This window comes from Leptothrix cholodnii SP-6 (genome assembly GCF_000019785.1).
GTDB classification, from domain to species: domain Bacteria; phylum Pseudomonadota; class Gammaproteobacteria; order Burkholderiales; family Burkholderiaceae_C; genus Sphaerotilus; species Sphaerotilus cholodnii.
In genome coordinates, this window is the sequence record NC_010524.1 from 4,626,734 (window position 1) to 4,650,020 (window position 23,287).

Sequence of the window (23,287 nt, forward strand, 5' to 3'; positions counted from 1 at the left end):
CGGAAACGGGAAATCTGATAGCGCCTTGAGCCCGGTGCGGCTCAGCGCCCGGGTGCCGACGCAGCCCGGCGCGCGGCGATCTGGCTCTCCCACTCCCACACCGCGGCGCGGGCGCGGCGCAGATGGGCCTCGTTTTCGGCGTGACCGAGGTGAAGGTAGGTGCGCATCGCGCCGAGTGCGAGCTCGAGGTCGCCGAGCGACTCGTGCGCCAGCGCCAGGCCGTAATAGGCGTTGGCCTGATCGGCCTTGAGCACCAGGGCGTTGTCGAAGGCGTTGCGCGCCAGTGCCGGGCGCTGCAGGCCGAGCATCGCGAAACCCAGGTTGACGTGCGCCTCGGGCAGGCGCGGCGCCCGCTCGATCACGCGGTGCAAGGCGCTGGCGGCCTGGGCGTGCTGCTGCGAATTCAGCAGCACGACGGCGGCCTCGAACTGCCGGCGCAGCTCGGCGTCCGGCGCCGTGGCACCGGCGTCGACACCGGCGTCGACACCGGGGGTGGCGTCGACATCCGCGCCGGAGGCGGCGTCGGCAACGGCCGCCTCGGACACCCGGGCCGGCGGCAGGCGGGCGATCCAGAAGCCGCCGAGCAGCACCGCGGCCACGGTCAGCGCCAGGCCCAGCCCACGCTGGTCGCGCCGTTTCATATCGCGCCCTTGTGCGGCACGGTCGAGATGAAGGGCACGCCGAAGAAGGTCACGAAGGCCAGCACGAACACGCCCAGCAGCCACAGGCCGAACAGCGCCGGCGCCGGCCGCAGCGTGGCGCGCGCGTGCAAGGCGGCCGCCAGCGCCAGCCAGCTGACGAAAGCCCAACTCTCCAGCGGATCCCAGGCCCAGTAGCGGCCCCAGGCGTCCTGCGCCCAGGCGGCGCCGACGATCAGCATCAGCGTGTCGAACACGAAGGCGTAGGCGGCGAAACGGTGCGCCAGCGTGTCGAAGCGGCGGTCGTCCGGCAGATCGACGCAACGCCGCGCGCCCCAGCCGCTGCAGCGCAGCCACGGCACCGCCACCAGCGCCAGCGCCACCAGCAGCAGGCCGAGGTAGAGCTTGCCGACCAGCGTGTGCAGGTACAGCAGCAGCGTGTCGTAGGTGGGTGGCAGGTGGCCGGGCCGGGCGTCGGCCATCAGCAGCCAGACGCCCATCACCAGCAGCACCGGCGCGAGCATCAGCACGACCGCCCGCAGCTCGCGCACCCGCGCGGTCGACAGTGCGAACACCAGCGCCAGGCTCCACAGGTTGCTGCTGAGGATCTCGTGCATGGTCGTGAACGGGCCGTGGCCGAGCGCGCGCCAGCGCGTGGCCAGCGCCAGCGTGTGCAGCGCCAGCGCGGCGATCAGCGCCAGCGTGGCCAGCTGCTGCGCCTGCCGTGCCCGCGGCAACGCGACCGCGCCGAGCGCCGGCCAGGCCAGCGCGGCCACCAGGCCGTAACCGCCGAGCGCGGCCCACAGCAGCAGCGACTCAGGCATCGCCGGCTCCACGGGCCGAGGCCGGCGTCGGAAGGGAACCGGCGCGCGACACGACAAGCGGCGCGGCAAAGAAGAACCGCTGCGTGTAGTGCCAGGCCAGCGCCAGCGCCGCCAGCAGCGCGGCGGCCAGCAGCCACGGCAGCGTCCAGTCGTACGACACGCGGTAGCCCATCCAGCTGCGCAGGCCCTCGTAGACCAGCGTGCCGCCATCGAGCTCGACCGATGCGCCCGGCGCCAGTTCGGCGCGCAGCGCGCCCACGCGCAACACCAGCCGGTGCGGGTCGGGCAGCCGGAAGCTGGCGTTCTTGGTGGGGTCGATCAGGGTCTGGTCGAACTGCAGCTGCACCCAGACGCCGCGGCCGTCGGGCAGCTGCCAGTCGCTCGACTGGCGCAGCGCATGGGCCGGGTAGCTCGGCAGGTGCACGGCGCCGGTGACGGCCTGGCCGCGCTGCGGCCGCCAGGTCAGCAGCGGCGCGAAACCCTTGTTGGGGCTGGTGTAGAAGCGGTAGCCGTCGAGCACCAGCGGGCGGTGGTCGCCGATCACGGCGCTGCGCGGCGTGCCGTCGGCATCGGTCCAGGCCACGCGGTTGCGGGTGGCGCCGCGTTTGAGGCCGGGCGCGTAGTCGATCTCGAAGCCGTCGTGGCGGAAGGCCAGCCGCGCCAGGTCGTCGCGGTGCCAGGGGCCGGCGCGGGCGTCGAGCAGGCGGCCGTCGAAATCGACACCTTGCGTCAGCTCGAACCGGCCGTCCAGCGCCATCAGCCGGCCCAGCGCCACCAGCACCACCAGCGCCAGCAGGGCGAGGTGTGCCACCAGCAGCGGCAGCTGGCGCCGGAACGCCGGGTGCACCACCAGCGCGGCCAGCAGATTCAGCGCCAGCAGGCCGATCGCCAGCACCAGCAGCACGCCACCCGGCAGCCCCTCGATCTGGCCGGCCAGCACGGCTGCGGCGAGCAGCGCCATGCCCGCCAGCGTCGAGCGCAGCGAGCCGAAATGCGCCAGCACGGCGTGCGGGGTGCGTGGTTTCATGGCGGGTTTTCGCAGACGTCCCTCATCCAGTCGCGGCCGTTGCCGGTGTTGTTGCCGTTGGTGCCGAAGGTGGTGGCCGAGTTGTTGGAGCCGCAGTTGGTGTCGGTCCAGTTGCCGCTGGTGGCGAAGGTGCGCACCTTGAGCTTGGCGTTGAGGTAGTAGGGCTCCTGGTTGTAGGCCTGGCCGGGTGCGTTCTCGCGCCACTCTTCATTGCCGGCGCGGCCGGCCTCGGGGCCGACGTCGTTGAGGTTGACCAGCAGGGCCTTGTTCTTCCAGCCGTGCGGCACCGCCACGTGGCACCAGCTGCAGCGGATGTCGCCGATCTTGTCGGTGTGGAAGGCGTGCAGGTTGTTCTCGCCACCGCCGCGGAATCCGGTGGTGCCGCCGCCCCCCGCACTGGCATAGGTGGCCGGGTTGTGGCACTTGAAGCACAGGCCGTTGGCCGCCGCGCCACCGCCGCCGCCGACCGTGCTGTTCCACACCCCCTTGAGCAGGAAGTTGTTGTTGGAGCCGTGCGGCCCCCACGGTGTGCCGTCCTCGCCGCCGGGCGGCACGACGCTGGTGTCGGGCGTGTTGGCGCCGTGGCAGTCGCTGCAGTACATGGTCTGGCTGCCGATCGCGTTGCCCCACGGCGCGCGGAAGGCCGCGGCGTTGGGCGCGTTGCGGCCGGTGGCGTCCATCACCGGGTGCCAGGAGCGGTGGTTGTTGGTGGCGTAGATGCTGCCGGCGCCCGAGTTCGGCCCGGTGCCGTCGCCGCGGTGGCTCAGCGGCGCCTGGAACTCCTTGGCCTGATTCGTGTAGACCGTCAGGTTGTTGCTGCCCACCGGCGTGCCGCCGCTGTGGCCGAGCGCCGGCCGGTTGCCGAGCGGGTAGGCGTTGTTGTCGGGGTAGCCGTAGTCGGAGTGGCACTTCAGGCAGATCTGGTACTCACGCGTCACGTAGGCCGCGCCGACCGAGGTGTCGATGCTCGCGCCCGGGTCGCCGCGCTTGACGGTGTAGCCGCTGGGCAGCGCCTGGAACGAGGTCGAGGCGTAGTTGGGCTCGACGCCCCAGCCGCCGCGCAGCACGCCCGAGGCGATGTTGCTGTGGGTGTAGCCGGTGACCTCGTCGTGGCGGTGCGTGCCGGCGGCGTCGGGCGCGCCGGTGATGCCGGCCACGCCGCCGGCGAAGCTGCGGAACTTCACCACCCGGTGCGGGTTGTGGCAGTCGGTGCACTCGGCGTGGCGGCGCGCCAGCAGCGAACGCGACTCGACAAAATCGGCGCCGCAGCGGTTGGCCGGGCTGCTGCAGTCGAGCGAGAAGTCGGCGAAGCTGCCGCCGATGTCGTGCACCTCGTCGGTCACGCCGCCCTGGTCCGACGTGGTGATCGGCATGCGCACCGCGAGGCTGAACTCGCTCTCGATGTTGGGCACCTGCAGCACCGAGTTCAGCACCGACTTGGCCGCCGTGGTGTGGCACTGGTAGCAGGTGTTCTCGAGCGCCGGATTGCCGCCCTGCTTGGCCGCCAGCGGGTTGCCGACCGGCAGCGGCGCGTCGGTGCCCTCGCGCGTCAGGCGGCGCGCGCCCTGCACGGTGTGGGTGTCGTGGCAGCTCAGGCACGAGGCCTTCCAGACCGGCAGGCCGGTGGGGAACTCGCGCAACGTGGCGGCCGCGTCGCGAAAGGTTTCATCGGCGACGTCGGGCCGTGCGTGGGCCGAATACGCCCAGCCGCCGATCGCCTGGTTCTTGTCGTGGCAGGACAGGCAGATGATGTCGGCCGCCACGTTGTGCGCGGCGCTCGGCGCGCTCTCCTGGAAACGCTGGGTGCGCAGGAACTTCTGGTTGCCCTTGCTCGCGTCGAGCTCGCGGATGTGCGGGTCGTGGCAGGTGGCGCACTGCACCTGGCCGGTGCCATTCGTGCCGGTCGGCTCCAGCGGCAGCAGCGGCTTGTTGCCGGGCGAGCGCAGCCCCAGCACCGTGCCGCTGCCGGCCGGCCAGCGCTGCGTGGCGTCGACCGGGCGCAGCTCGCCGTCGCGGGTGGCCAGCGCGCTGTTGAAGGTCAGCGAGATCGGGTGGTCGTTGCGCAGGTCGTTGCCGAGCAGGCGCGTGAAGCCGCTCTGCGCGCCCTCGCCCGCCGGCATCGTGCCGCCGGCTGCCGTGCCGGTCATCGGGATGGTGACGTTCTGCGTGCCGTTGAGCACGTTGACGTTGCCGATCGCCAGCGTGCCGTCGTGGCAGGACAGGCACAGCTTGGAGCTGCCGCCCGGCTGCGCGTTCAGGCCGTCGAGGATGACCTGCGCGTCGAGCGACGACGAGGTGTAGGGCGTGTAGGTGGTGCCCGCGGGCACGCGCCGGTTCCACAGCGGCGCACGCAGCGCTGCGCCGCCCAGGTCCGCCTGCGAGGCGCCGTGCGGCGTGTGGCAGAAGACGCAGACCTCGGTAACGCCACCCGTTGTGCCACCGGCCGCCGCACGGGTCGTGCCGGGGCCGTCGACCGACAGGTTGTGGCGCGTGCCACGCACGTCGGACACCCGCTGCGCCAGCGTCGGCGCCGCCAGCCACGACAGCGCGCAGACCAGCAGCAGCGCGGCCAGGACACGAGCGCGCATCAGTCCACGCATCAGCCACCCCCCAGAAACTGCAGCCGCAGCACGCGGCCATTGAACATGTCGGCGACGAAGACCTGATCGCTCGTGTCGACCCACACCCCCGCCGGCAGGTAGAAGCGGCCGATGGCGGTGCCGCCGCCGCTGATCGGTAGCAGGAATTCGCCACTGGGCGAGTACACCAGCAGGCTGTCGTAATACGACTCGACCACGTAGACGCGGCCTTCGCTGTCGACCGCCACGCCCTTCGGGCGCACCAGATTGCCGAGCACCAGGCCGCGGCTGCCGAACTGGCCGGGCAGCGGCTCGCCGGCGGCGCTGAAGACCTGCACGCGGTTGTTGAGCGTGTCGGTGACGTAGAGCTTGCCGTCGGCCAAGGCCAGGTGGGTCGGGAAGTTGAACTCGCCCGCGCCCTCGCCACGCTGGCCGATCACATGCTGCAGCGCGCCGGCGGCGTCGAACACCTTGACCTGGTGCGCGTAGGTGTCGGCCACGTAGAGCCAGCCGCTGGCGGTGTCACGCGCCAGCCCGGTCGGGCGCTGCAGCTGGCCGCGGCCGATCACGCCCAGCGGCTCGCCCTTGGCATCGAGGCGGGCGACAAAACCGAGTTCGGCATCGGCCACCCACAGCTCGCCGTTGGGGCCCAGCGCCAGGCCGGACGGCGCGACGAAGTTGAGCAGCCCGGCGGCGCGCTCCCACAGCTGCAGCTCGCCGCCCTTTTCATCGAACACGAACACCGCCTGCCGGCTGGTGTCGCTGACGTAGAGGCGCCCGCGTGTCTCGTCGCCGATCAGCGCCGACGGCCGCTGCAGCACCAGCGGCTTGACCGCGTCGTCGTCCAGCCCGACCAGCCAGCGGCCGAAGGCGCGCCAGCGGTTGCTGCCGGCGTCGGGGCGGCGGAAGTTCGGCTCGCCGGTCAGCGTGCCGGCGTAGACGAACCGCGGCTGCTCCGGCGCCGCCGGCCAGACCGGGCGCTGTGCCGGTGGCAGGGCGTCAAGGCCGTAATGCATCTGGCCGCGTACCGGCTCGACCCCGGCACAGCCGGCCAACGCCGCGAGCACCGACAGCACGGCGCACAGCAGCGCGGCGTGCATCGATCGGTGCAGCAGCGCGCGGGCTGTCACGGCGCCGGCCCTTCGCGCAGGCTGTGGATCACCACCTGGCCGGTCAGGCGGTCGGTGACGACCAGGAACTGCTCGTCGATGGCGATGCCGCCGATCATCTGCACCCGCAGTTGCGCGGCGTCAAACACCTGCGCCGGCCGGCCCGGGCGCAGCAGCTTGATGGCGCGGTCCTGCGCATCGACCACGAAGACACGCCCGCGCCGATCGGCCGCGATCGCCACCGGCTGCTTGAGCTCGCCGGCGCCGAGCTTGCCCGTGACCTGGCCGTCACGCCGCACCACGTGCACCACGGCGGCGTTGCGGTCGAGCACGTAGACGCTGTCACCGGCGCTGGCCAGGGCGTCGACCCCGCGCACGTCGAGCGGCTCGGTGCCCCCGGGCCGCACCGGCGTGGCACGCGCGCCGGCCGGGCGCAGTTCGAGCCACTGGCGCTGGCTGTCGTCGGCCAGCAGCAGCGTGCCGCCGCCGTCGGCGAGCGTGAAGGCGGCCGTCGAGGTGGCGGCGTTGTCGGTGCGGTAGCTCTGCAGCAGGCGGGCGTCACGGCTGAAACGCTGCACCTGGCGCGACAGACCGTCGAGCACCCAGGCCGACAGGTCCGGCCCCAGCGCCACCGCGCTGCCGAGCGTGGCGGTCACGCCGGCGATCGGGCTGAAGGTGTTGAGCGCGATGTCGACCCGCCAGACCCGCCCGCTGCCGCTGTCGGCCACCAGCAGATCGTTGCCACGCAGCGCCACCGCAGCAGGCGCCAGCAGCTTGACGTAGGCGCCGCTGCCCGGGCGAGTCGGCATGCCGAACACGGCGCCCGGCGCGGCCAGGAAACCACCCGCCACGGTGCGAAAGGGGCCCAGCGCCACCGCACCAGCCGGCACGTCGCGGGCTGTCGCCGTCGCCTCGGCCTGCGTCATCGGCATGCCGCCGCAGCCGGCCAGCAGCACGCCGGCGCCCAGGGCCGCCGCCAGCGAAAACGCCCGCAGCGCTGCGCGCGCCAACGCCTGTCGAATCGAGAGGAACCGCATCGTCATGACCTCATCCGCTTTCACCAACGCCCCGGCCCGGAGGTCTGGGCACCGCCGACGATGCCGCTCGGCAGCCCGGGCAGGCCCGAGTGGCACAGCTCGCAGCGGTCCGGCCCCCAGGCGATCTGGTGGTTGTGGCACATGCCGCAGAACTTGCCGTCGATGATGTCGGTCATCAGCACGTCGTTGGCGCCGGCTCGCATCTTGAACCCCAGCTCCTGGTGGCAGACCTTGCAGCGGTAGCGGATGCGGTGGAACCAGTGCGGGAACACCACCGGCCGCACGCCTTCCTGGTCCGAACGCTTGTTGATGATCACGTCACCGTACTCCGCCCGCAGTGTGCCCGTGGGCGCCAGACCGGCCAGCGCCAGCAGCCCGGCGATCGCGCATCGACGCCATCGCGCCCGCCTCATGGCGTGGCGCTGCGCCGCAGCGACGCGTTGGGCACGCTGTGGCAGCGGTTGCACTCGGTCAGCGGGAACGACACCGCGCCGTGGCACAGGCCGCACTGCTCGCCGTTGAGGATGGCGGTCATGCTGAACCTGTTGGCGCCGATCTTGTCGACGAACAGGCTGTTGTGGCAGTTCTCGCAGTCGAGCCAGAGGGTGTGCTGGCGGTGCGGAAACTTGACCGCCGGCATCGAGCCGAACTTGGCGATGATGATGTCCTGGTCGAGCAGGCGCACCTTCGTGCCGGGCAGCAGGTTGGCACGCGGCTCGATCAGGCCGTCGTCGAGCGCCTTGACCCACAGCACCAGGTTGCCGGCGGTGTCGCGCGGCAGGGCGGCCAGCGCCTCGGCGGGCTGCTGCAGCTGCGAGATGCCGGGGCCGCGCGGGTCGTGCAGGCCGTCCTTCTCGAGCGGCAACCAGGGCGACGGCGGCGCCGCCACGGCCAGCGTGACGAGCAGCGCGAGGCCCGGCGCCATCAGGCGCCCGAGCGCCGCACGCAGCAGCGCCCCTGCCGCCGCTCGCCCGCCCTGCCGATGAAGAGGACCCTCACGCTGCGTCATGCCCAACCCTCATCCGGGGATGTAGAGGCCGCCGGCGCGGATCGCGCGCACCAGCTCGCGGGTCGAGTCCTCGAGCCGCTGCACCGCGCCGGCGTGGTCGCCGCTGCGGGCCTGCGCCTCGGCCTCCTGGCGCAGCACGGCCGCCTTGTCGGTGTAGGCCTGCATGCCCGCGGGCATGGCGCCACCGGCGTCCTTGCGGTCGGCCAGCAGCACGCCGATCAGCAGGCGGTGGGTGTCGTTGCGGTCGAGCTCGTAGTCGTATTCCTCGCGCTTGCTGGCAAACGTCAGCGAGCGCACCAGCGTGTCGCCACGCCGCATCGCCTCGATCGACACGCGCGCCGTCAGGTACGCGCGGTCGAGCACCGGCCGCGCCTCCTCGTAGCGGCCCTGCCCCGCCAGCGCCTGCGATTCGGCGATCTGGCGCTCGATGCTGCGGGTGGCGTCCTGCGCCTCGCGGCCGGCGGACTTTTCCTTCGTGATGCGCTGCTGCGCGGTCAGCAGCGCGCGGGCGCTGTCGAGCCGGGCCTCGAAATCGCGCCGGTTCTTCTCGCCGGCCACCTGCTCGGGCTTGGCCAGGCGCACGCCGGCCATCATCTCGCGCGTGGCCTCGTCGAGCAGCCGGGCGCTGCCGGCCAGGTCGCCGCCTTGCAGGGCGGCCGACGCCTCGCGGTGGATCAGGCGGGCGTTGTCGCGCCGCTCGCGCGCTGCGCCGACGCCGCTGGTGTCGATCTGGCGGGCCGCCGACGAGGCGTTGATCAGCGTGCCGATCGACTGCACCCGGCGTTCGAGCTGTTCGCGGTCCTGCGCCGCGGCAATGCTGGTCAGCAGGCCGAGCACGAGCGCGGCGAACAGCTGCCGCCAGCCGGCAGCGCCCGGACGCAGGCGCGGGATGGAGTGAAACATCGTCATGGCGTGATTCCGGTGGGGGGCGGTGCGGCCAGGCCGGCCGCCGACAGGGCGCGCTGCAGGTACAGCGTGGCGTTGCGCAGGCTTTCGAGCGCCTGGGTGGTCTCGCCGGCCTTGAACTGCGCCAGGGCCTGGGCCTCGAGCGCACGGCTGGCCTCGCCGTAGCGGTCGATCAGCACCCGCGCCTCGGCGCTGGGCCGCAGGTCGCGCACGGCCAGCGGCAGCAGGTCGACGAAGCCGCGGTGCCGCGCCAGCTCGTTCTGGAACTCCTCGGCCGGGCTGGTCGAGCGCAGCGTGTAGTCGAGCGTGGTGGCGTGCAGGGTGCGGTTCATGCCGGCCAGCACGTGGCGCTCGGCCTGCGCCAGCGAGCGGTTGGCGTCGTCGAGCCGGCCCTCCTGGGCCTGCTGGCGCGCCATGCCGACGAAGCCCTGCGCGGCGGCGAGGTCCTGGCCGTCGTCGTCGGCGTGGATGTCGGCGCGCGCGCGCCAGGCGTCCATCAGCCGCTCCAGGCTGGCCAGCAGCTGCTCGTAGCGCTGGCGTGCGGCGGCCTGGCGCGCCGGCCCGTCGGGCACCAGGCGGCGCGCCTTGCTCAGGTGCTGCAGCGCCTCGTCGACCGCGCTGCGCGCGCCGGACAGGTCGCCACGCGCCAGCAGGTCGGTGGCCAGCGCGTGGTGCACGCGGCCTTCGTCGAGGTGCGCCATCGCCTCCAGGTTGCCGCTGCTGCGGATGCGCTGCGCGGCCGGCGAATCGGCGATCAGCGTCGACACCAGCCGGATTTTCTGCTCGAGCTGGATGCGCAGGCCGGGCGTGTCGTCGGCGCGGGCCGGCGCGGCGGCGAGCAGCAGCAGCGCCGCCGTGGCCAGCGCCGTCGCCACACGGGCCCGCGGCCGGTTCACGGCTTGCGCTCCTGGGCGACGGTGGTGTCGGCCTTCTTCTTCGAGTGGCAGAGCCGGCATTCGGACACCGGGAACGCCACCTTGCCGTGGCAGACGCCGCACTTCTGGCCGAGCAGGATGCTGGCCATGCTGATCTGGTTGGCGCCCTTCTGCGGCACGAAGATCGCCGGGTGGCAGTTGCTGCAGTCGAGCCACTCGGTGTGCTGCTTGTGCGGGTAGACCACGTCGGGCATCGAGCCCTTGACCTCGCGCACGATGTTGAGGTCCATCACCACCGCGGCGGCGGCCGAGTCGAGCCGGTCCCAGCGCGGCTCGATCGCCTTGCCATCGAGCGACTTGACCCAGTCGACGTGGTTGCCCGCCGGGCTCTTGGGCAGCGCCGCGAACGCCACCGCCGGCGGCTGCAGCTGCAGCGTCATGTCGTTGGTGGGGTCGTGGATGCCCGATTCGACCGCCGGCCGGTTGAAGCGGCCGACCGGCTTGAGCAGGCGGTTGAAGGCGTTCACCGCGGCATTGGGTGCCGGGTTGGGCGCGGCGGCGCGGGCAGCCGCCAGCGTGGCAGCAGGCGGGGCGGGATCGGCGAGTGCGGCCGCGGTAGCGGCAGGGGCTGCGGCAACCGGCGCAGCGTCAGCCGCGGGCGCTGCGGCAGCCTTGGGATCGACCTTCGCGGCGGCTTTCGGGTCGGCTTTCGCGGGCACCGGCTTGGCGGCTGCCACCTCGGGCGCCTTGGCTGTGCCGCCGCTCATCATGTATTCGATCACCGCACGCAGCTGGGCCGGGCTCAGGTCGGCGCGGCCGCCCTTGGGCGGCATGCCCTTGTCGGTGCCGGCGATGGCGCTCTTGACCAGCGCGTCGATGCCGGCCTTGGCGCGCGGCGCCCACTGCGCCTTGTCGCCGAACTTGGGCGCACCGAGCACGCCGGTGCCGTGGCAGCCGATGCAGCCCGATTCGTAGATCGCCTTGACGGCGGCCGGGTTCTGGGCCCGGCCCGGCCCGGCGGCGAACACCAGCGCGAGCGCGGCCAGGGTGGTGAGGAGTGTGCGGTTCATGGTCATGCGCCTACTTCTTCGCCGGTGCGGGTGCCGCCGGTGCCGGTGCGGCGGCCTTGGGCGCCGATGCCGCCAGCATCGCCGGCGCCGCGGCGGTCAGCTTCTGCAGCGTGCTCTCGTGCACCTGCGTGGCCGTGCCCGGTTTGCCGGAATGGCAGAGGTTGCAGTTCTCGGCCGACCAGGCCAGCTCGCCGTTGTGGCAGGCGCCGCAGAACTGGCCGTCGATGATCTTGAGCATGTTGATCTGGTTGCCGCCGGCCTTGAACTGGAAACCCAGGTCGGCGTGGCAGACCTTGCAGCGGAACCGCACCCGGTGGAACCAGTGCGGAAACACCACCGGCCGCATGCCCGCGGCGTCGGAGTAGTTGTTGATGACGACGTCGCCGTATTCGGCGTGGGCCGCACGTGGCGCCAGGCCCCACAGCAGCAGGCCGGTCAGCGCGGCCAGCAGGGCGCTGCGCCAGGGCAGTCGCAGGAAATGGGAGGGGCTCACTGGGGTCTCCGGGTTCTGAGGGGCATGGATGGCTCGGGTCGTGTCGGTGTCGTGTCGGTGTCAGTAACGCCGCTGGGCGCGCGCATAGATCAGCCCGACGCCGCGGCCCTCGACCCGCGCCACCCGCGCGCTCAGGCGCAGTTCGAGGCGGCCGATGGCGTAGTCGAGGCGGTTCTCGAGCGACTCGGTGACGCGCTCGCGCAGCGCGTCGATGTCGCCGGCGGCGCGGGTCTCGAGCTGCTGGCTGTTGACGCTCAACAGCACCGTGTAGCGCAGCCGCGGCACGGCCCACAGGCGCTGGTTCTCGTAGCTCAGCGTGCCGCTGTAGAAGCGCTGCCAGCCCGGGCCGGACTCGCGCAGCAGGCCGCTGAAGGGGTCGAGCTGGGTGTTGTCGCTGCGGCTGGCCTGCGCGGTCAGGTTGCCCGACCAGCTGGTGTGGCGGGTCAGCTCGGTGCGCCGGCTGACCTGCAGGTTGACGAGCTGGAACTCGCCGCGCTCCTGCGACAGGCTGCGCGAGTCGCTCACCGACAGCCCGGCGTAGCTCTGGCTGCCGGTGTCGTTGCTGCCCTGCCAGAACAGCCCGGCCGAATGCGCCAGCGCGCGCGACCAGCGCTGCGACTGCGAGTCGTGCAGCGCGCCCAGGCTCTGCGTCAGGTTGAGCGACAGGCTGTCGGTCTGCCCGGCCAGCCAGGTGCGCGAGACACCCTGCGCCAGCTGGCCGCCCCAGGTGCGGCGCTCGCCGACCTCGCTGCTGCGGCTGACGCCGACGTTGCCGCCCAGCGAGGGCGTGTAGCTCCAGGCGCCCAGCGTCAGGCCCTCGGGCGTGTAGGTGACGGCGGCGTTGGCGGTGTTGACGCTCGAACGGCGCCCGCCCTCGGGCGCGATCTGGGTCGCCGACAGCCCGCCGGCCAGCCGCCACTCGCGCGTCAGCTCCTGGCTGGCGCCCAGCGAGGCGTTGACCGCGCGCAGGCGCTGCGACTGCAGCAGCGCGCCGCTGCCGGCCTCGGTGTTGGCGTCGAGCAGGCGCACGCTGCCGGTCAGGTAGAACGGCGAGGCGGCCGAAAAGAGCGGCTCGCCGTCACGCGGGCGCCAGGTGCCGAAGCTCGAGATCTGGCGGATGTCGGTGTCGCTGCCGAAGCGCTGCGCGGTGCCGCCCGCGCCGCTGCGCAGCTGGATCTGGTTCCAGGTGGCCAGCGTGTCGACGTGCAGCGAGCCGGCCGGCTGGAAGCCGTGGCGCGCGCTCAGCGTGGCCAGGCGGCTGCGGTCGTCGGTGTCGCTGCGCTCGTTGACGCTCAGGTGCGCGCCGAGCTCGAAGGTGTGGTCGCTGAACTGCCGCAGCGCGCTGCCGCGCAGGCTGTCGACCGTGTCCTCGGCGCCGTCGCTGGTGCGCAGCCGGCTGTGCTCGAAGTTGACGTTGTAGCTGTCGTTGCCGAACTCCGGGCGCCAGGCCTGGTTGAGCGTGACGCGGTGCAGCCGGTAGTCGGTGCCGAGCGTGTCGCCGCTGACCCGGCTGTCGCTGACCTCGGCCTGCAGCTCGAACGGGAAGCGGCTGATCGGGAACACCGACATCGCGAAGCGCCCGGTCAGCGCGGTGCTGTTGCTGGTGGCGGCGAAACGGCTGCCGGCATCGCGCGAGACGTCGTGCGCCGCCAGCGCGCCCAGCCCGCCGCGCAGCTGGATGAACCAGGGCTCCCAGACGTGGCTGGCGAACTCGATGTCGTTGTAGACCAGCGTCTGGTTGGTGCGCCGGCCGTCCTCGAGCTTGAGGGCCCGCACGTCGAGCGAGACGCTGCCGGCAAGGTGCACCGGCGCGAGCGTCCAGCGGATGCCGTTGCCGCCGCCGCCGTTGCCGTTCGTGGCGCCGTGGCCCGCGCCCGCGCCGTCGGCCGCCCGCGCCGGGTCGGCGCCGCCGGCGTCGGGCAGGCCCGGGGCGTAGGCGGCCGCGTCGGCCGCGGTGGCGCGCACCAGCAGGGCGACGGCAACCGCCAGGTCACGGCGCAGGCCAGGTCTGCGCACGCGCCCTCTCCTCTTGTGCCTGGGCGCGTGCCACCGGGGGTCAGCCGGCGTGCGCCTTGTCGGTCGTCGCGGACTGCGGCGCATACAGGCTCTCGTCGATGCGGATGGCCGTGCCCCGGCGCAGGGTGTCGATCAGCTCGGTCCAGCGCGCCTGCGCCTGCTCGCGCTGCCAGAGCTCGGCGGCACGCGCCCGCACCTGTTCGAAGGCACGCAGGCGCGCCGGCCGGCGGTCGTCGAGGCGCAGGATCGCCACGCCTTCGAGCAGCTGCACCGGCGCGGACAGGCCGCCCGGCGGCAGCGCGTCGACCACGCCGTGCACCGCCTCGGGCAGCATGCCGCGGTGGGCGTAGTCCATCTGGCCGCCGGCCGCGGCCGAGCGGTCGCCCGAATGCAGCCGCGCCAGATCGCCGAAATCGGCGCCCGCCAGCAAGCGCCGGTGCAGCTGCCGGCCTTCGGCATGGGCGGCGTCCCACATCGCCTGCGGCGAACTGGGGTCGACCTTCAGCAGGATCACGCTCAGGCGCACCTGCTCGGGCTCGGTGAACAGCGCCGGGTGCTGCGCGTGATAGGCCCGCAGCACCGGCTCGGCCGGCTCGGGCACACGCTTGACGAGTTGGCCCAGGCGTTCGAGCAGGCTCTCGCTTTCGAGCTGCGGCAGCACGGCGGCAAGCATCTGGTCGCGGTTGGCCTGCCAGTTGGCGCTGCTGGCGTACTGGGCGTCGTAGCCGGCCACGGTGGCGGCGATCTGCTCGCGGTCGGGCACGATGCCGCGCCGGCGCGCCTCGGCCAGCAGCAGCACGCGGTTGACCACCTCGTCGCCGACCTCGCGCCGGAAGCGCGCGAACTCGGCCTCGGGCGGCTTGGCGTGGTAGTACTTCTTGCGCATCGCTACCGCCAGCGCGCGCTGGTAGTCGGCACGGCTGATGACGGTGTCACCGACGGTGGCGAAGGCGCCGGCGACCGGCGAGGCGACCGACGCAGCCACCGGCGCGGCGGCCGGCGGCGGCTGCGCCGGGCCGGCGGCCAGGGCCGCCGGCGTGAGCATCATCGAGGCTGAAGCCGACACCGCCAGCACCAGTGCCAGCCGCAGGGTCAGCGCGACACGGGAGGGCGATGTCATGGCCGGGCCTACTTGACGTGGCAGGCCGTGCAGACCGCGCTCGACGCGTTCGAGATGCGCAGGAAGGTCTCGCCCGAGCTCTGGCCGGTGCCGATCGGGCCGGCCTGGCCGCTGGAGACGTGCGGGTCGTGGCAGCTGGCGCATTCGACCAGCGGGCCCAGGCCGCCGCTGGCGCGCTGGTACAGCGGCAGGTCGGTGCGCTGCTTGCCGGCGCCGCCGGTCTCGACCCAGAACACCTGGTTGCTGTTGATGGTCTGGGTCTGCAGCGCCGTGAAGTCGCCGTCGCGACAGGTGCCCGACACCGCGGTGCCGGTGCCCGACAGGCCGCCGCCGCAGTACTGGATGCCGATCGGGTGGTCGTTCGACAGGTCGGTGCCCAGCAGACCCGCGCCGCTGCTCAGCCGCCCGGCCGCGTTGACGCTGCTGCCGGCCCAGGTGTAGGCCCGGCCGTCGACGCCGCCGCCGTCGGCCAGCACACCGCCCGAACCCGGCGCGTTGATGACGTTGTCCATCGCCTGGGTGCCGTCATGGCAGGACAGGCAGGCCATCGAGATCGAGCCCACCGCCGCCACCGTGCCGTCGAGCGACGGCGTCTGCAGCGTGTCGTAGGTGATGTAGGTGCCGCCGCCTGCGGGCACGCCGGCAGCGCCCAGGCGCTTGTTCCACAGCGGCGCCGGTGCGTTGATGTCGGCGCCGTGCGGGGTGTGGCAGAAGACGCAGACCTCGGCCGTGTCCGACACGTTGTTGCGACCGGCCGGCCCGGGGCCCGAACCGAGGTTGTGGCGGGTGTCGGCGATGCCTGCCGACACGCTGCTGCCGATCAGCAGGAACAGGGCGGCCAAGGCGCCCGCGGACGCCGCCCCCCATGTCCTTCGGCTGTACTGCCCTGGCATTTTCAAGATGAGCCCCTCGAAGGTTGGTTGATCCGTCGTCAGGCTGGCACTCGATCAGGGCCCGGCGTGACGGGCAGGTTTCAGCAGTTTCTGTGCCATTTGCCACACACTCAGGATTCCTTAAGGACAACGACACATTGCCGGCGCGTGGAGCGGCACGCCGCTCCCGCATTCAGGAAGCCGTTTTCCCGGGATCGGGAAGCGTCTCGATCCGGTGTGACGGGATGTCAACGGGCCGCGGGCGGCGTGCGGGCCAGGAAACCGCTGCCCGCGGGCAGCGCGGCGGGGCGGAAGACGTCGATCTTGCGGAACCACTGGTCGACCACGTAGACCCGGCCGTCCTCGTCGACCGCGATGCCCGAGGGCAGCATGTAGCGCGCCGGGCTGTCGCGCTCGGAGCGCTCGCCGACGAACATCAGCAGCTCGCCGTCGGGGCTGAAGATCTGGAAGTTGCCGAACGCGGTGTCGACCACGTAGACGTTGCCGTCGCGGTCGATCGCCACCTCTTTCGGCCGCGCGAACTGGCCGTACTGCTTGCCGACGCTGCCGAAGCTGCGCAGGTAGCGGCCCTCGGCATCGAACACCACCACCCGGAAGTTGCCGCCGTCGACCACGTAGAGCCGGCCGTCACGGCCGATCGCCATGTCGCGTGGCAGGTTGAACTGGCCGGGCCCGGTGCCGCGCTGGCCGATGTCCGACAGGTGCGCGCCGCTGCGGGCGTCGAACACCCGCACGCGGTGCTGGTCGGAGCTGACGCCGCCCAGATCGACCGCATACACGCGCGCGCCGGCCGGGTCGACCGTGACGCTGGCCAGCCGCACGAAGCTCTGCGCGCCGCCGCCGATGCGGCGCTGGTAGCGCCCGTCCGGCCCGTAGACCAGGATCGCGCGGGCGCCGATGTCGGCCACGTACAGGTTGCCGGCGGCGTCGACGTCGAGCCCGATCGGCTTGATCAGCTGGCCCTCGCCCTCCTCGTCGCCGATCCTGGCATGGCTGCCCTGCGGCACGTCGAACACGCGCACGAAACGCGACACCGTGTCGGACACGAAGATGCGGCCGCGCCAGACCGCCACCGCGTAGGGCTTGGCGAGCGCCTCGCCGCCGAGCTGCTCGCCGGTGACCATGCGGCGCAGGCGGCTGGCTTCCTCGTCGGGCACGACGTCGCCGCTGGAGCGGATGGTGCGCTCGTAGATGAAACGCGGCTCGTCGGGCGGCGGCGGGAACACCAGCGGCCGCGCCGCGGCGGCGGTGTTGGGCGCGGGCATCTGCATGCAGGCGGCCTGCAGCAGCGCCAGCGTTGCGGCCACGGCGAGGGTGAGCCAGGATCGGTGCATGGCCGGCGGGCTGCAAACGGCATGCCAGTGGCAGAGAAATTGCAATCGCCGAACATCTCCGCCACGCCCGACCTGACCCGGAAACCGCCGATGAAACCGTTCTTGCTGATGTGGCTGACGTGGCTGATCTGGACGCCGCCGGCGTTTGCCGCCGCACAGGCGGCGGTGCTGTATCACAACTACTGCTCGGTCTGCCACGGCGACCGGGGCGACGGCCGCAGCCGCGCGGCCGGCTCGCTGTCGACGCTGCCGCGCGATTTCACGTCGGCGGCGTCGCGGCAGGAGCTGACGCGCGAGCGCATCGTGCTGGCCATCACCCACGGCCGGCCGGGCACCGCGATGGTCGGCTGGCAGACCCAGCTGTCCGAGGGCGACATCGCCGCGCTGGCCGATCACGTGCTGACGCAGTTCGTGCAAGGCGGCGCGCGGGCACAACCGCCCCACGGCCAGCGGGCCGCGCTGCCACACGCGCCGATCTCCGGCACCCGCGCCCACGGCGGGCGCGAGGCCGATGCGCCACGCGCCGCCGCACCCGTCGACATGACGCTGCCCTTCCCCGACCGCCTGAGCGGCCAGGCCCGCAACGGCATGGCCTTCTACCTGGCCAACTGCGCCACCTGCCACGGCGCCGGCGGCGACGGCGCCGGGCCGCGCGCCTACTTCATCAACCCGAAGCCGCGCAACTTCGTCGACGCCGCCTCGCGGGCACGGCTGAACCGCGTGGCGCTGTACGGCGCGGTGTCCGAGGGCCGCGTCGGCACCGAGATGCCGGCCTGGAACAAGGTGATCACGCCGCAGCAGATCGCCGACGTGTCCGAGTACGTGTTCCAGACCTTCATCCAGCCGCAGCCCGGCAACGGCACGCCGCCGGCCAAGCGTTGAAGCCGATGAACCGGCGATGGCGCGCCCTGCTGGCGGCCGGGATGATGCTGCTGCTGTGCGCAGGCGGCGCGGCGGCAGACACGTCGGCAAAAGCCGAGGCCGAGGCCCGCCACGAGCTCGGCCGCAAGGTCTACAACTTCCGCTGCTACTTCTGCCACGGCTATTCGGGCAACGCCCGGACGCTGGCGGCCACCTACCTGAGCCCGCCGCCACGCGACTTCACCACGGCCAAGCAGCTGACCGAGCCGGCCGTGCTCGACGCCCTGCGCCACGGCCGCAGCGGCACGGCGATGCAGTCGTTCAGCGCCATCCTCGACGAGGCCGAGATGGCCGCGGTGGCGGCCTTCGTGCTGCGCGAGTTCGTGCGCGACCAGGCCCGCAACACGGCGTATCACACGCGCGAAAACGGCTGGCCCGAGCACCAGCGCTTTGCCGCCGCGTTCCCGTTCGCGACCGGCGCGATCGCGCTCGATGCGGATGTCGAGTCGCTCAGTGCCGGGCAGCGGCGCGGCCGCGCGCTGTTCCTGTCGAGCTGCATCTCGTGCCACGACCGCGCCCGCGTGATCGACGAAGGCCCGGCCTGGAGCGCGCGGCCGCTGTCGTATCCGCGCATGGGTTTCGTGCCGGGCCAGGCACCGCCGAGCGAGGTCGACGCGGTGTCGGGCGCCAGCGTCTACGCCCAGCACGAGGTGGCGCCGCGCATCGCCGGCCTGACGCGCCAGCAGCGCCGCGGCGAACGGCTGTTCCAGGCCAACTGCGCCTTCTGCCACGGCGCCGACGGCAGCGGCAAGAACTGGATCGGCCAGTTCATGCAGCCCAAGGCGCGCGACCTGACGCAGTACACGGCGCAGACGCTGCCGGCCGCGCGGCTGCGGCAGGTGATCCGCGACGGTTTGCCGGGCACCTCGATGCCAGCCTGGGGCGCGGTGCTCAAGCCGGCGGAGATCGAGGCGATCGGCGCGTATGTGCGGCGGGCGATGTTCCGGCGCGAGGGGCCGCCGTGAGACGGCCGTGAGGAGGCCGTGAGAGGGCCGCTTACGGCGCCCCGCCAGCGCGCATAAGCGCAGGCACAAGCGTCGAGACAAGCGCCGAGACAAGCGCGCCGATGGCGATCGCGTATGCGGCGGTTCCTAGAGTTCAGTCATCGGCAGCGCAGTCGCACAGACAGCCCGCCGATGAGTCCCGACCCTTCAACCTCAACCGCAACGGAGGCCATCATGGCTGCAGTCGTCCCCCTCACCATCCTGTCCGAAACCAACACCAGCGCCGGCCTGCACCTGGCGCCCATCAGCCCGCCGATCGGCCACGAAACCGGTGCCATGCCGCCCGGCGACGGGCCCAACATGATCGACGTCAACGACGGCATGCACGTGCACGTGGCCTGGAACAAGGCCGGCACCTCGGCGCTGGCCCTGGCGCTGCACAACGCCGCCTGCAAGTGGGACGGCAAGGCCGTGCTGTCGAGCGTGGAAGGCGGCGCCTCGAGCGTGGCCACGGTCAACGACCAGACCTTCCTGGCCAACCCGGGCGTCGAGACGATGCTGTTCAACTTCCCGCCCAACTCGGTGCAGCCGGGGCTCTACAAGCTCTACGCCCGCATCAACCTGAACCAGGGCGGCAACCCGGCGCAGAACCGCGGCGCCAACCTGAGCATCGAAGGGCCGCTGATCCAGTTCTTCGATGCGCCGTGAGCGCATGACGGCAGAGGCGCCGCCCGACGGCGGCGCCCGAACACAGGCCCCGGCGTGGTGACGCGCCGGGGCCTTTTCCTTCTGGGGCCCGCGGCTCAATCGCCCGTGCGGGCGGCGATGCGGCGGTAGAGCGCGGTGGTGTCGTCGCTCGGGCTCAGGCCCAGCTGCAGCCGCAGCACCGTGACGCAGGCGCGGTACTGGCGCTCGGCCAGCTGCGGCTGGCCGAGCCGTGCATAGCAGCGCATTAGGCGGCGGTGCGCGGCCTCGTTGCATTCGTCCAGGCCCAGATGGCGCAGCGCGGCGCGCAGGCAGCCGTGCCAGTCGGCGGCCTGCTCGCGCAGCACGGCCAGGCGTTCGAGCGTCTGGTTGAGCCGGTCGCGCAGCGCCTGCGCCTGGGCGGCGAGCGCGCGGTCCGAATCGCCCTCGTCGAGCAGGTCGCTGCGGTAGATCGCCAGCGCCGCCTCGTACTGGTGGATGGCGCCGGCGCTGCGGCCCTGGGCGTCCTCGAGCTGGCCCATCTCGGCGTGCAGCAGGAACTGCTCGGTGTCGAGCCAGACATCGCCCGCGGCCACCAGCTGATAACCGGCGTCGCCGTGGCGCACCAGGCTGGCGTGGCCGAGCGCGCGGCGCAGGCGGTGCAGCGTGACGTTGAGGCTGTTGCGTGCGCTGGCCGCGTCGGCATCGGGCCAGAACAGCGCGCACAGCCGCGCCCGCGACAAGGGCCGGCGGCGTTGCAGCAGCAGCAGCTTGAGCAGCGACCGCGGCTTGCCCTGCGGCAGCCCGGTGACCGGATCGGCGCCGATCCAGACCTGGAAACCATCGAGCATCTGCACCGTCAGCGTCGGGCCGGCCTCGGTGCCGGCGAGCGCGGTCTGGTCGCGATAGCCCACCACCCGCGGCACGAAACCGCCGGGTGGCGGCCGCAGCTCGGGCTGGTGATGCGGCTGGCCGGCAGCGCCGGCGGCGAACGGCAGATCCTGCAAGGCACTGGAAAACGTGGCCGGTGCGGTGACGACGGTGTGCATGAGCGAGCTCCCTGGACGGGTTGACGGACAGACGCCGCCCGCGTCGAGGGCGACGGCGGCTGAAGTCAGTCTAGGAACGCAGCCCCGCAAGCCGCGGTGCGCTGGCGCACCGCGAAAGTGATGCAAATTGTTTCAGGCAGCGCGCACGGCCTCGACCTGCTCGGCCAGCCGGTTCAGGTCGACGATGACGAGCTGCCGGTCGTCGCGGCTGACGATGCCCAGCCGCGCCAGCTCGGCCAGCTCGCGCGTGACCTGCTCGCGGTAGCTGCTGATGCGCGCGGCCAGTTCGCTGTGGCTGGGCGCGGGGCTCAGCACCACGCGGTCGGGGCTGGCGGCATCGGCGGCCAGGCCCAGGCGCAGCAGCTCGGCGCACAGGCGCTGCTGCACGTTGAGCGTGCTGAGTTCGTAGACCCGCTCGGTCAGCCCGCGCGCCGCGCCGGCCAGGTGGCGCAGCATGCGCTCGCAGATCGGCCAATGGCGGCGCAGCAGGTCGGTCAGCGCCTCGGGGCTCAGGCGTGCGAGCAGCGAGTCCTGCAACGCGATCACGGTGGCACAGCGCGGCCGGCCGTCGAGCGCGGCCATCTCGCCGATCGCCTCGCCCGCCGCCGCGTCGCGAAAGCTCACCTCGCGCCCGCCCGGCGACAGCGCCACCACGCGCAGCTTGCCGGTGATGACGAGGTAGCAGTCGCGGTCGACATCGGCACGCGCGATCACCGTCTGGCGCGCCCGGTAGAGCCGGAAGCGGCAGGCCTGCGCCACCTCCGCCAGCCCCTCGTCGGGCAGGCCCTGCAGCAGCACGATGCCACGCAGGCCGGCCAGCGCGGCGGGTGCGTCGACGGCCGGCGAGCCCGGTGCCGGGGCCATGGCGTCAGCCGCCGCCGCCCGTCGCCTCAGACCAGGTGGCTCAGCGCCCGATCCAGGTTCTCGACCGTGCGCTCGACGTGGTGCAGCTTGTCGAGCCCGAACAGGCCGATGCGGAAGGTGCGGAAATCCGCCGGCTCGTCGCACTGCAGCGGCACGCCGGCGGCGATCTGGATGCCCTGGCCGCGGAACTTCTGGGTGTTGTGGATCAGCGGATCGTCGGTGTAGCTGACGATCACGCCGGGCGCCTCGAAACCGGGCGCCGCCACGCTGCGGAAGCCCTTGCGCGCCAGCAGCGCCCGCACCTGGCGGCCCAGCTCGATCTGCTCGGCCTTGACCTTGGCGAAGCCGTAGGCGCGGGTCTCGAGCATCACGTCGCGCAGCTGCGCCAGCGCGTCGGTCGGCATGGTGGCGTGGTAGGCCACGGCGCCGCTTTCATAGGTCTCCATGATCTGCAGCCACTTCTTCAGGTCGCAGGCGAAGCTGGTGCTGGTGGTGGCGTCGATGGCCGCGCGGGCGCGCTCGCCGAGCATCACCAGGGCGCAGCACGGCGGGCCGCTCCAGCCCTTCTGCGGCGCGCTGACGATCACGTCGACGCCGGTGGCCGCCATGTCGACCCAGACCGTGCCCGAGGCGATGCAGTCGAGCACGAACAGCCCGCCCACCGCGTGCACCGCCTCGGCCACGGCCTGGAGGTAGGCGTCGGGCAGCAGCATGCCGGAGGCGGTTTCGACGTGCGGCGCAAACACCACCTCGGGGCGCTGCGCGGCGATGGCGGCCAGCACCTCGTCGAGCGGCGCCGGGGCGAACGGCGATTGCGGCTCGTCGGCGATGCGGCGCGCCTTCAGCACGGTCGACTCGGCCGGGATGCGACCCATGTCGAAGATCTGCGTCCAGCGGTAGCTGAACCAGCCGTTGCGGATCACCATCACGCGGCGGTCGGTGGCGAACTGGCGCGCCACGGCCTCCATGCCGAAGGTGCCGCTGCCCGGCACCACGATCGCCGAGCGGGCGGCGTAGACCTCCTTGAGCACGCCGGAGATGTCCTTGAGCACCCCCTGGAAACGGGCGGACATGTGGTTGAGCGCGCGGTCGGTGTAGACCACCGAGTATTCGAGCAGGCCGTCGGGATCGACGCTGGGCAACAAGGCGGGCATCTTCGGCTCCGTATCAGATCGGGTGGGACGAACGAACAGTCGAACGGGACCGTTTCAGCTTATCACCGCGTCAGATCGAATCGAGCGGGCTGCGCACGCCCCGGCCCCCGCGGTTGAGGACGTGGGTGTAGATCATGGTGGTCGACACGTCGGCAAGGCCGAGCAGCGCACGAACTCGATGTCCTTGACGCGCAGGCGCAACCCTTCGAGCAGGCGCATGCCGGTGCCGTCAAGCAGCGCCACCACCAGCCACATCGTGCCGTTGAGTTCGTGCAGCAGTTGCTCGACCTCACGTGGGGTCAATACCACGGGCAGACGGCGGGTCGATTTGGCAGAGATCAGTTCACCCGTCCACGGCAAATCGATACCGAGTACCTGGCGATACAGAAACAGCAGCGCCGCCTTGGCCTGCGACTGGGTGGACGAACTGACGCCCCGCTCGGCCGCCAGATAGGTCAGAAAGGCCATGACCTCGGCGCTGCCCATCTCCATCGGATGGCGCAGGCCGTGGAACCGGATATAGCGCTTGGCCCAATCGGCGTAGGCCTGCTCGGTGCGCAATGAATAGTGGCGCACCCGCAAGGCCTCGCGCAGCCGCACCATCAACCGCGGCGCCGCCGGCTCGGCCGCAACGCCCTGCGCGTCCGCAGGAACCAGCTGTGGCAGCGTCGAGTGGTCTGGGTCCATCCCGAAAAATTTAGGCTGTCTAAATCGACTTGACCATCCCCCAAAAGGATGAGG

At 72.3% G+C, this 23,287-nt stretch carries 23 protein-coding genes; 3 read left to right on the plus strand and 20 right to left on the minus strand.

The annotated features are described in order from the left end of the window. Positions 1-41: 41 nt before the first annotated feature. From LCHO_RS22465 to LCHO_RS20610, 16 genes are all read right to left on the minus strand, one after another. Positions 42-641, minus strand: coding sequence for a tetratricopeptide repeat protein (locus LCHO_RS22465; protein ID WP_012349115.1), 600 nt, complete (start codon positions 639-641; stop codon positions 42-44). Further along, entirely contained in the window at positions 638-1,462 is an 825-nt protein-coding gene (gene ccsA, locus LCHO_RS20535) for a cytochrome c biogenesis protein CcsA (RefSeq protein WP_012349116.1), read from the minus strand. The genes LCHO_RS22465 and ccsA overlap by 4 nt, the downstream gene beginning before the upstream one ends. Further along, complete coding sequence (locus LCHO_RS20540; RefSeq protein ID WP_012349117.1) at positions 1,455-2,489, minus strand: cytochrome c biogenesis ResB family protein; 1,035 nt, start codon at positions 2,487-2,489, stop codon at positions 1,455-1,457. Before LCHO_RS20540 ends, ccsA begins: the two co-directional genes overlap by 8 nt. After that, entirely contained in the window at positions 2,486-5,077 is a 2,592-nt protein-coding gene (locus LCHO_RS20545; RefSeq protein ID WP_150105532.1) for a cytochrome c3 family protein, read from the minus strand. The genes LCHO_RS20540 and LCHO_RS20545 overlap by 4 nt, the downstream gene beginning before the upstream one ends. An 11-nt stretch (positions 5,078-5,088) precedes the next feature. Next, on the minus strand, positions 5,089-6,198 hold the full coding sequence (locus LCHO_RS20550) for a 6-bladed beta-propeller (RefSeq protein ID WP_223210476.1): 1,110 nt from the start codon (positions 6,196-6,198) through the stop codon (positions 5,089-5,091). After that, on the minus strand, positions 6,195-7,220 hold the full coding sequence (locus LCHO_RS20555; RefSeq protein WP_150105533.1) for an NHL repeat-containing protein: 1,026 nt from the start codon (positions 7,218-7,220) through the stop codon (positions 6,195-6,197). The genes LCHO_RS20550 and LCHO_RS20555 overlap by 4 nt, the downstream gene beginning before the upstream one ends. A gap of 14 nt (positions 7,221-7,234) precedes the next feature. Beyond that, positions 7,235-7,627 carry a c(7)-type cytochrome triheme domain-containing protein gene (locus LCHO_RS20560; RefSeq protein WP_012349121.1) on the minus strand — a complete coding sequence of 131 codons (393 nt, stop codon included), beginning with the start codon at positions 7,625-7,627 and terminating at the stop codon, positions 7,235-7,237. Beyond that, positions 7,624-8,223 carry a c(7)-type cytochrome triheme domain-containing protein gene (locus LCHO_RS20565; protein WP_012349122.1) on the minus strand — a complete coding sequence of 200 codons (600 nt, stop codon included), beginning with the start codon at positions 8,221-8,223 and terminating at the stop codon, positions 7,624-7,626. The genes LCHO_RS20560 and LCHO_RS20565 overlap by 4 nt, the downstream gene beginning before the upstream one ends. Before the next feature lie 9 nt (positions 8,224-8,232). After that, positions 8,233-9,132, minus strand: coding sequence for a hypothetical protein (locus LCHO_RS20570; protein WP_012349123.1), 900 nt, complete (start codon positions 9,130-9,132; stop codon positions 8,233-8,235). Then, a complete protein-coding gene (locus LCHO_RS20575) occupies positions 9,129-10,025 on the minus strand; it encodes a hypothetical protein (protein WP_012349124.1) in 897 nt (298 codons plus the stop codon). The genes LCHO_RS20570 and LCHO_RS20575 overlap by 4 nt, the downstream gene beginning before the upstream one ends. Next, positions 10,022-11,074, minus strand: coding sequence for a c(7)-type cytochrome triheme domain-containing protein (locus LCHO_RS24160; RefSeq protein ID WP_012349125.1), 1,053 nt, complete (start codon positions 11,072-11,074; stop codon positions 10,022-10,024). Before LCHO_RS24160 ends, LCHO_RS20575 begins: the two co-directional genes overlap by 4 nt. 10 nt (positions 11,075-11,084) lie before the next feature. Further along, entirely contained in the window at positions 11,085-11,567 is a 483-nt protein-coding gene (locus LCHO_RS20590; protein WP_012349126.1) for a c(7)-type cytochrome triheme domain-containing protein, read from the minus strand. A 60-nt stretch (positions 11,568-11,627) separates the two neighbouring features. Next, on the minus strand, positions 11,628-13,583 hold the full coding sequence (locus tag LCHO_RS20595) for a hypothetical protein (protein ID WP_012349127.1): 1,956 nt from the start codon (positions 13,581-13,583) through the stop codon (positions 11,628-11,630). A gap of 40 nt (positions 13,584-13,623) precedes the next feature. Next, positions 13,624-14,703 (minus strand): peptidylprolyl isomerase, encoded by a 1,080-nt coding sequence (locus LCHO_RS20600; protein WP_012349128.1) that lies wholly within the window; start codon positions 14,701-14,703, stop codon positions 13,624-13,626. An 8-nt stretch (positions 14,704-14,711) separates the two neighbouring features. Continuing rightward, positions 14,712-15,545: a hypothetical protein gene (locus LCHO_RS20605; protein WP_043704552.1), complete on the minus strand. Its 834-nt coding sequence runs from the start codon at positions 15,543-15,545 to the stop codon at positions 14,712-14,714. Positions 15,546-15,823: 278 nt separating this feature from the next. Further along, on the minus strand, positions 15,824-16,930 hold the full coding sequence (locus LCHO_RS20610) for a 6-bladed beta-propeller (RefSeq protein WP_012349130.1): 1,107 nt from the start codon (positions 16,928-16,930) through the stop codon (positions 15,824-15,826). A 90-nt stretch (positions 16,931-17,020) separates the two neighbouring features. Between LCHO_RS20610 and LCHO_RS20615 the strand changes: the two genes are divergently transcribed. From LCHO_RS20615 to LCHO_RS20625, 3 genes are all read left to right on the plus strand, one after another. Next, positions 17,021-17,812 carry a c-type cytochrome gene (locus LCHO_RS20615; RefSeq protein WP_050757425.1) on the plus strand — a complete coding sequence of 264 codons (792 nt, stop codon included), beginning with the start codon at positions 17,021-17,023 and terminating at the stop codon, positions 17,810-17,812. Positions 17,813-17,817: 5 nt separating this feature from the next. Beyond that, on the plus strand, positions 17,818-18,816 hold the full coding sequence (locus tag LCHO_RS20620) for a c-type cytochrome (protein ID WP_150105535.1): 999 nt from the start codon (positions 17,818-17,820) through the stop codon (positions 18,814-18,816). 213 nt (positions 18,817-19,029) lie between these two features. Next, positions 19,030-19,503 (plus strand): hypothetical protein, encoded by a 474-nt coding sequence (locus LCHO_RS20625; protein ID WP_012349133.1) that lies wholly within the window; start codon positions 19,030-19,032, stop codon positions 19,501-19,503. A 95-nt stretch (positions 19,504-19,598) separates the two neighbouring features. On the opposite strand, the gene LCHO_RS20630 is transcribed toward LCHO_RS20625, so the two are convergent. The 4 genes from LCHO_RS20630 to LCHO_RS20645 form a co-directional block, all read right to left on the minus strand. Then, positions 19,599-20,528: an AfsR/SARP family transcriptional regulator gene (locus LCHO_RS20630; RefSeq protein ID WP_012349134.1), complete on the minus strand. Its 930-nt coding sequence runs from the start codon at positions 20,526-20,528 to the stop codon at positions 19,599-19,601. A 132-nt stretch (positions 20,529-20,660) separates the two neighbouring features. Continuing rightward, positions 20,661-21,392 carry a Crp/Fnr family transcriptional regulator gene (locus LCHO_RS20635; protein WP_012349135.1) on the minus strand — a complete coding sequence of 244 codons (732 nt, stop codon included), beginning with the start codon at positions 21,390-21,392 and terminating at the stop codon, positions 20,661-20,663. Positions 21,393-21,418: 26 nt separating this feature from the next. Further along, the gene (locus LCHO_RS20640; RefSeq protein WP_012349136.1) at positions 21,419-22,546 is read right to left on the minus strand and encodes an aminotransferase class V-fold PLP-dependent enzyme; all 1,128 of its coding nucleotides are present in this window, start codon (positions 22,544-22,546) and stop codon (positions 21,419-21,421) included. A 132-nt stretch (positions 22,547-22,678) separates the two neighbouring features. Continuing rightward, complete coding sequence (locus tag LCHO_RS20645) at positions 22,679-23,233, minus strand: phage integrase N-terminal SAM-like domain-containing protein (RefSeq protein ID WP_050757426.1); 555 nt, start codon at positions 23,231-23,233, stop codon at positions 22,679-22,681. Positions 23,234-23,287 lie beyond the last annotated feature (54 nt).

What these genes read in the sequence shown, in the direction of transcription:
- LCHO_RS22465 (WP_012349115.1), bottom strand. Translation starts at nt 641, where the DNA reads ATGAAACGGCGCGACCAGCGTGGGCTGGGCCTGGCGCTGACCGTGGCC.
- ccsA (WP_012349116.1), bottom strand. Translation starts at nt 1,462, where the DNA reads ATGCCTGAGTCGCTGCTGCTGTGGGCCGCGCTCGGCGGTTACGGCCTG.
- LCHO_RS20540 (WP_012349117.1), bottom strand. Translation starts at nt 2,489, where the DNA reads ATGAAACCACGCACCCCGCACGCCGTGCTGGCGCATTTCGGCTCGCTG.
- LCHO_RS20545 (WP_150105532.1), bottom strand. Translation starts at nt 5,077, where the DNA reads ATGCGCGCTCGTGTCCTGGCCGCGCTGCTGCTGGTCTGCGCGCTGTCG.
- LCHO_RS20555 (WP_150105533.1), bottom strand. Translation starts at nt 7,220, where the DNA reads ATGACGATGCGGTTCCTCTCGATTCGACAGGCGTTGGCGCGCGCAGCG.
- LCHO_RS20560 (WP_012349121.1), bottom strand. Translation starts at nt 7,627, where the DNA reads ATGAGGCGGGCGCGATGGCGTCGATGCGCGATCGCCGGGCTGCTGGCG.
- LCHO_RS20565 (WP_012349122.1), bottom strand. Translation starts at nt 8,223, where the DNA reads ATGACGCAGCGTGAGGGTCCTCTTCATCGGCAGGGCGGGCGAGCGGCG.
- LCHO_RS20570 (WP_012349123.1), bottom strand. Translation starts at nt 9,132, where the DNA reads ATGACGATGTTTCACTCCATCCCGCGCCTGCGTCCGGGCGCTGCCGGC.
- LCHO_RS24160 (WP_012349125.1), bottom strand. Translation starts at nt 11,074, where the DNA reads ATGAACCGCACACTCCTCACCACCCTGGCCGCGCTCGCGCTGGTGTTC.
- LCHO_RS20600 (WP_012349128.1), bottom strand. Translation starts at nt 14,703, where the DNA reads ATGACATCGCCCTCCCGTGTCGCGCTGACCCTGCGGCTGGCACTGGTG.
- LCHO_RS20610 (WP_012349130.1), bottom strand. Translation starts at nt 16,930, where the DNA reads ATGCACCGATCCTGGCTCACCCTCGCCGTGGCCGCAACGCTGGCGCTG.
- LCHO_RS20615 (WP_050757425.1), top strand. Translation starts at nt 17,021, where the DNA reads ATGAAACCGTTCTTGCTGATGTGGCTGACGTGGCTGATCTGGACGCCG.
- LCHO_RS20620 (WP_150105535.1), top strand. Translation starts at nt 17,818, where the DNA reads ATGAACCGGCGATGGCGCGCCCTGCTGGCGGCCGGGATGATGCTGCTG.
- LCHO_RS20625 (WP_012349133.1), top strand. Translation starts at nt 19,030, where the DNA reads ATGGCTGCAGTCGTCCCCCTCACCATCCTGTCCGAAACCAACACCAGC.
- LCHO_RS20630 (WP_012349134.1), bottom strand. Translation starts at nt 20,528, where the DNA reads ATGCACACCGTCGTCACCGCACCGGCCACGTTTTCCAGTGCCTTGCAG.
- LCHO_RS20635 (WP_012349135.1), bottom strand. Translation starts at nt 21,392, where the DNA reads ATGGCCCCGGCACCGGGCTCGCCGGCCGTCGACGCACCCGCCGCGCTG.
- LCHO_RS20640 (WP_012349136.1), bottom strand. Translation starts at nt 22,546, where the DNA reads ATGCCCGCCTTGTTGCCCAGCGTCGATCCCGACGGCCTGCTCGAATAC.
- LCHO_RS20645 (WP_050757426.1), bottom strand. Translation starts at nt 23,233, where the DNA reads ATGGACCCAGACCACTCGACGCTGCCACAGCTGGTTCCTGCGGACGCG.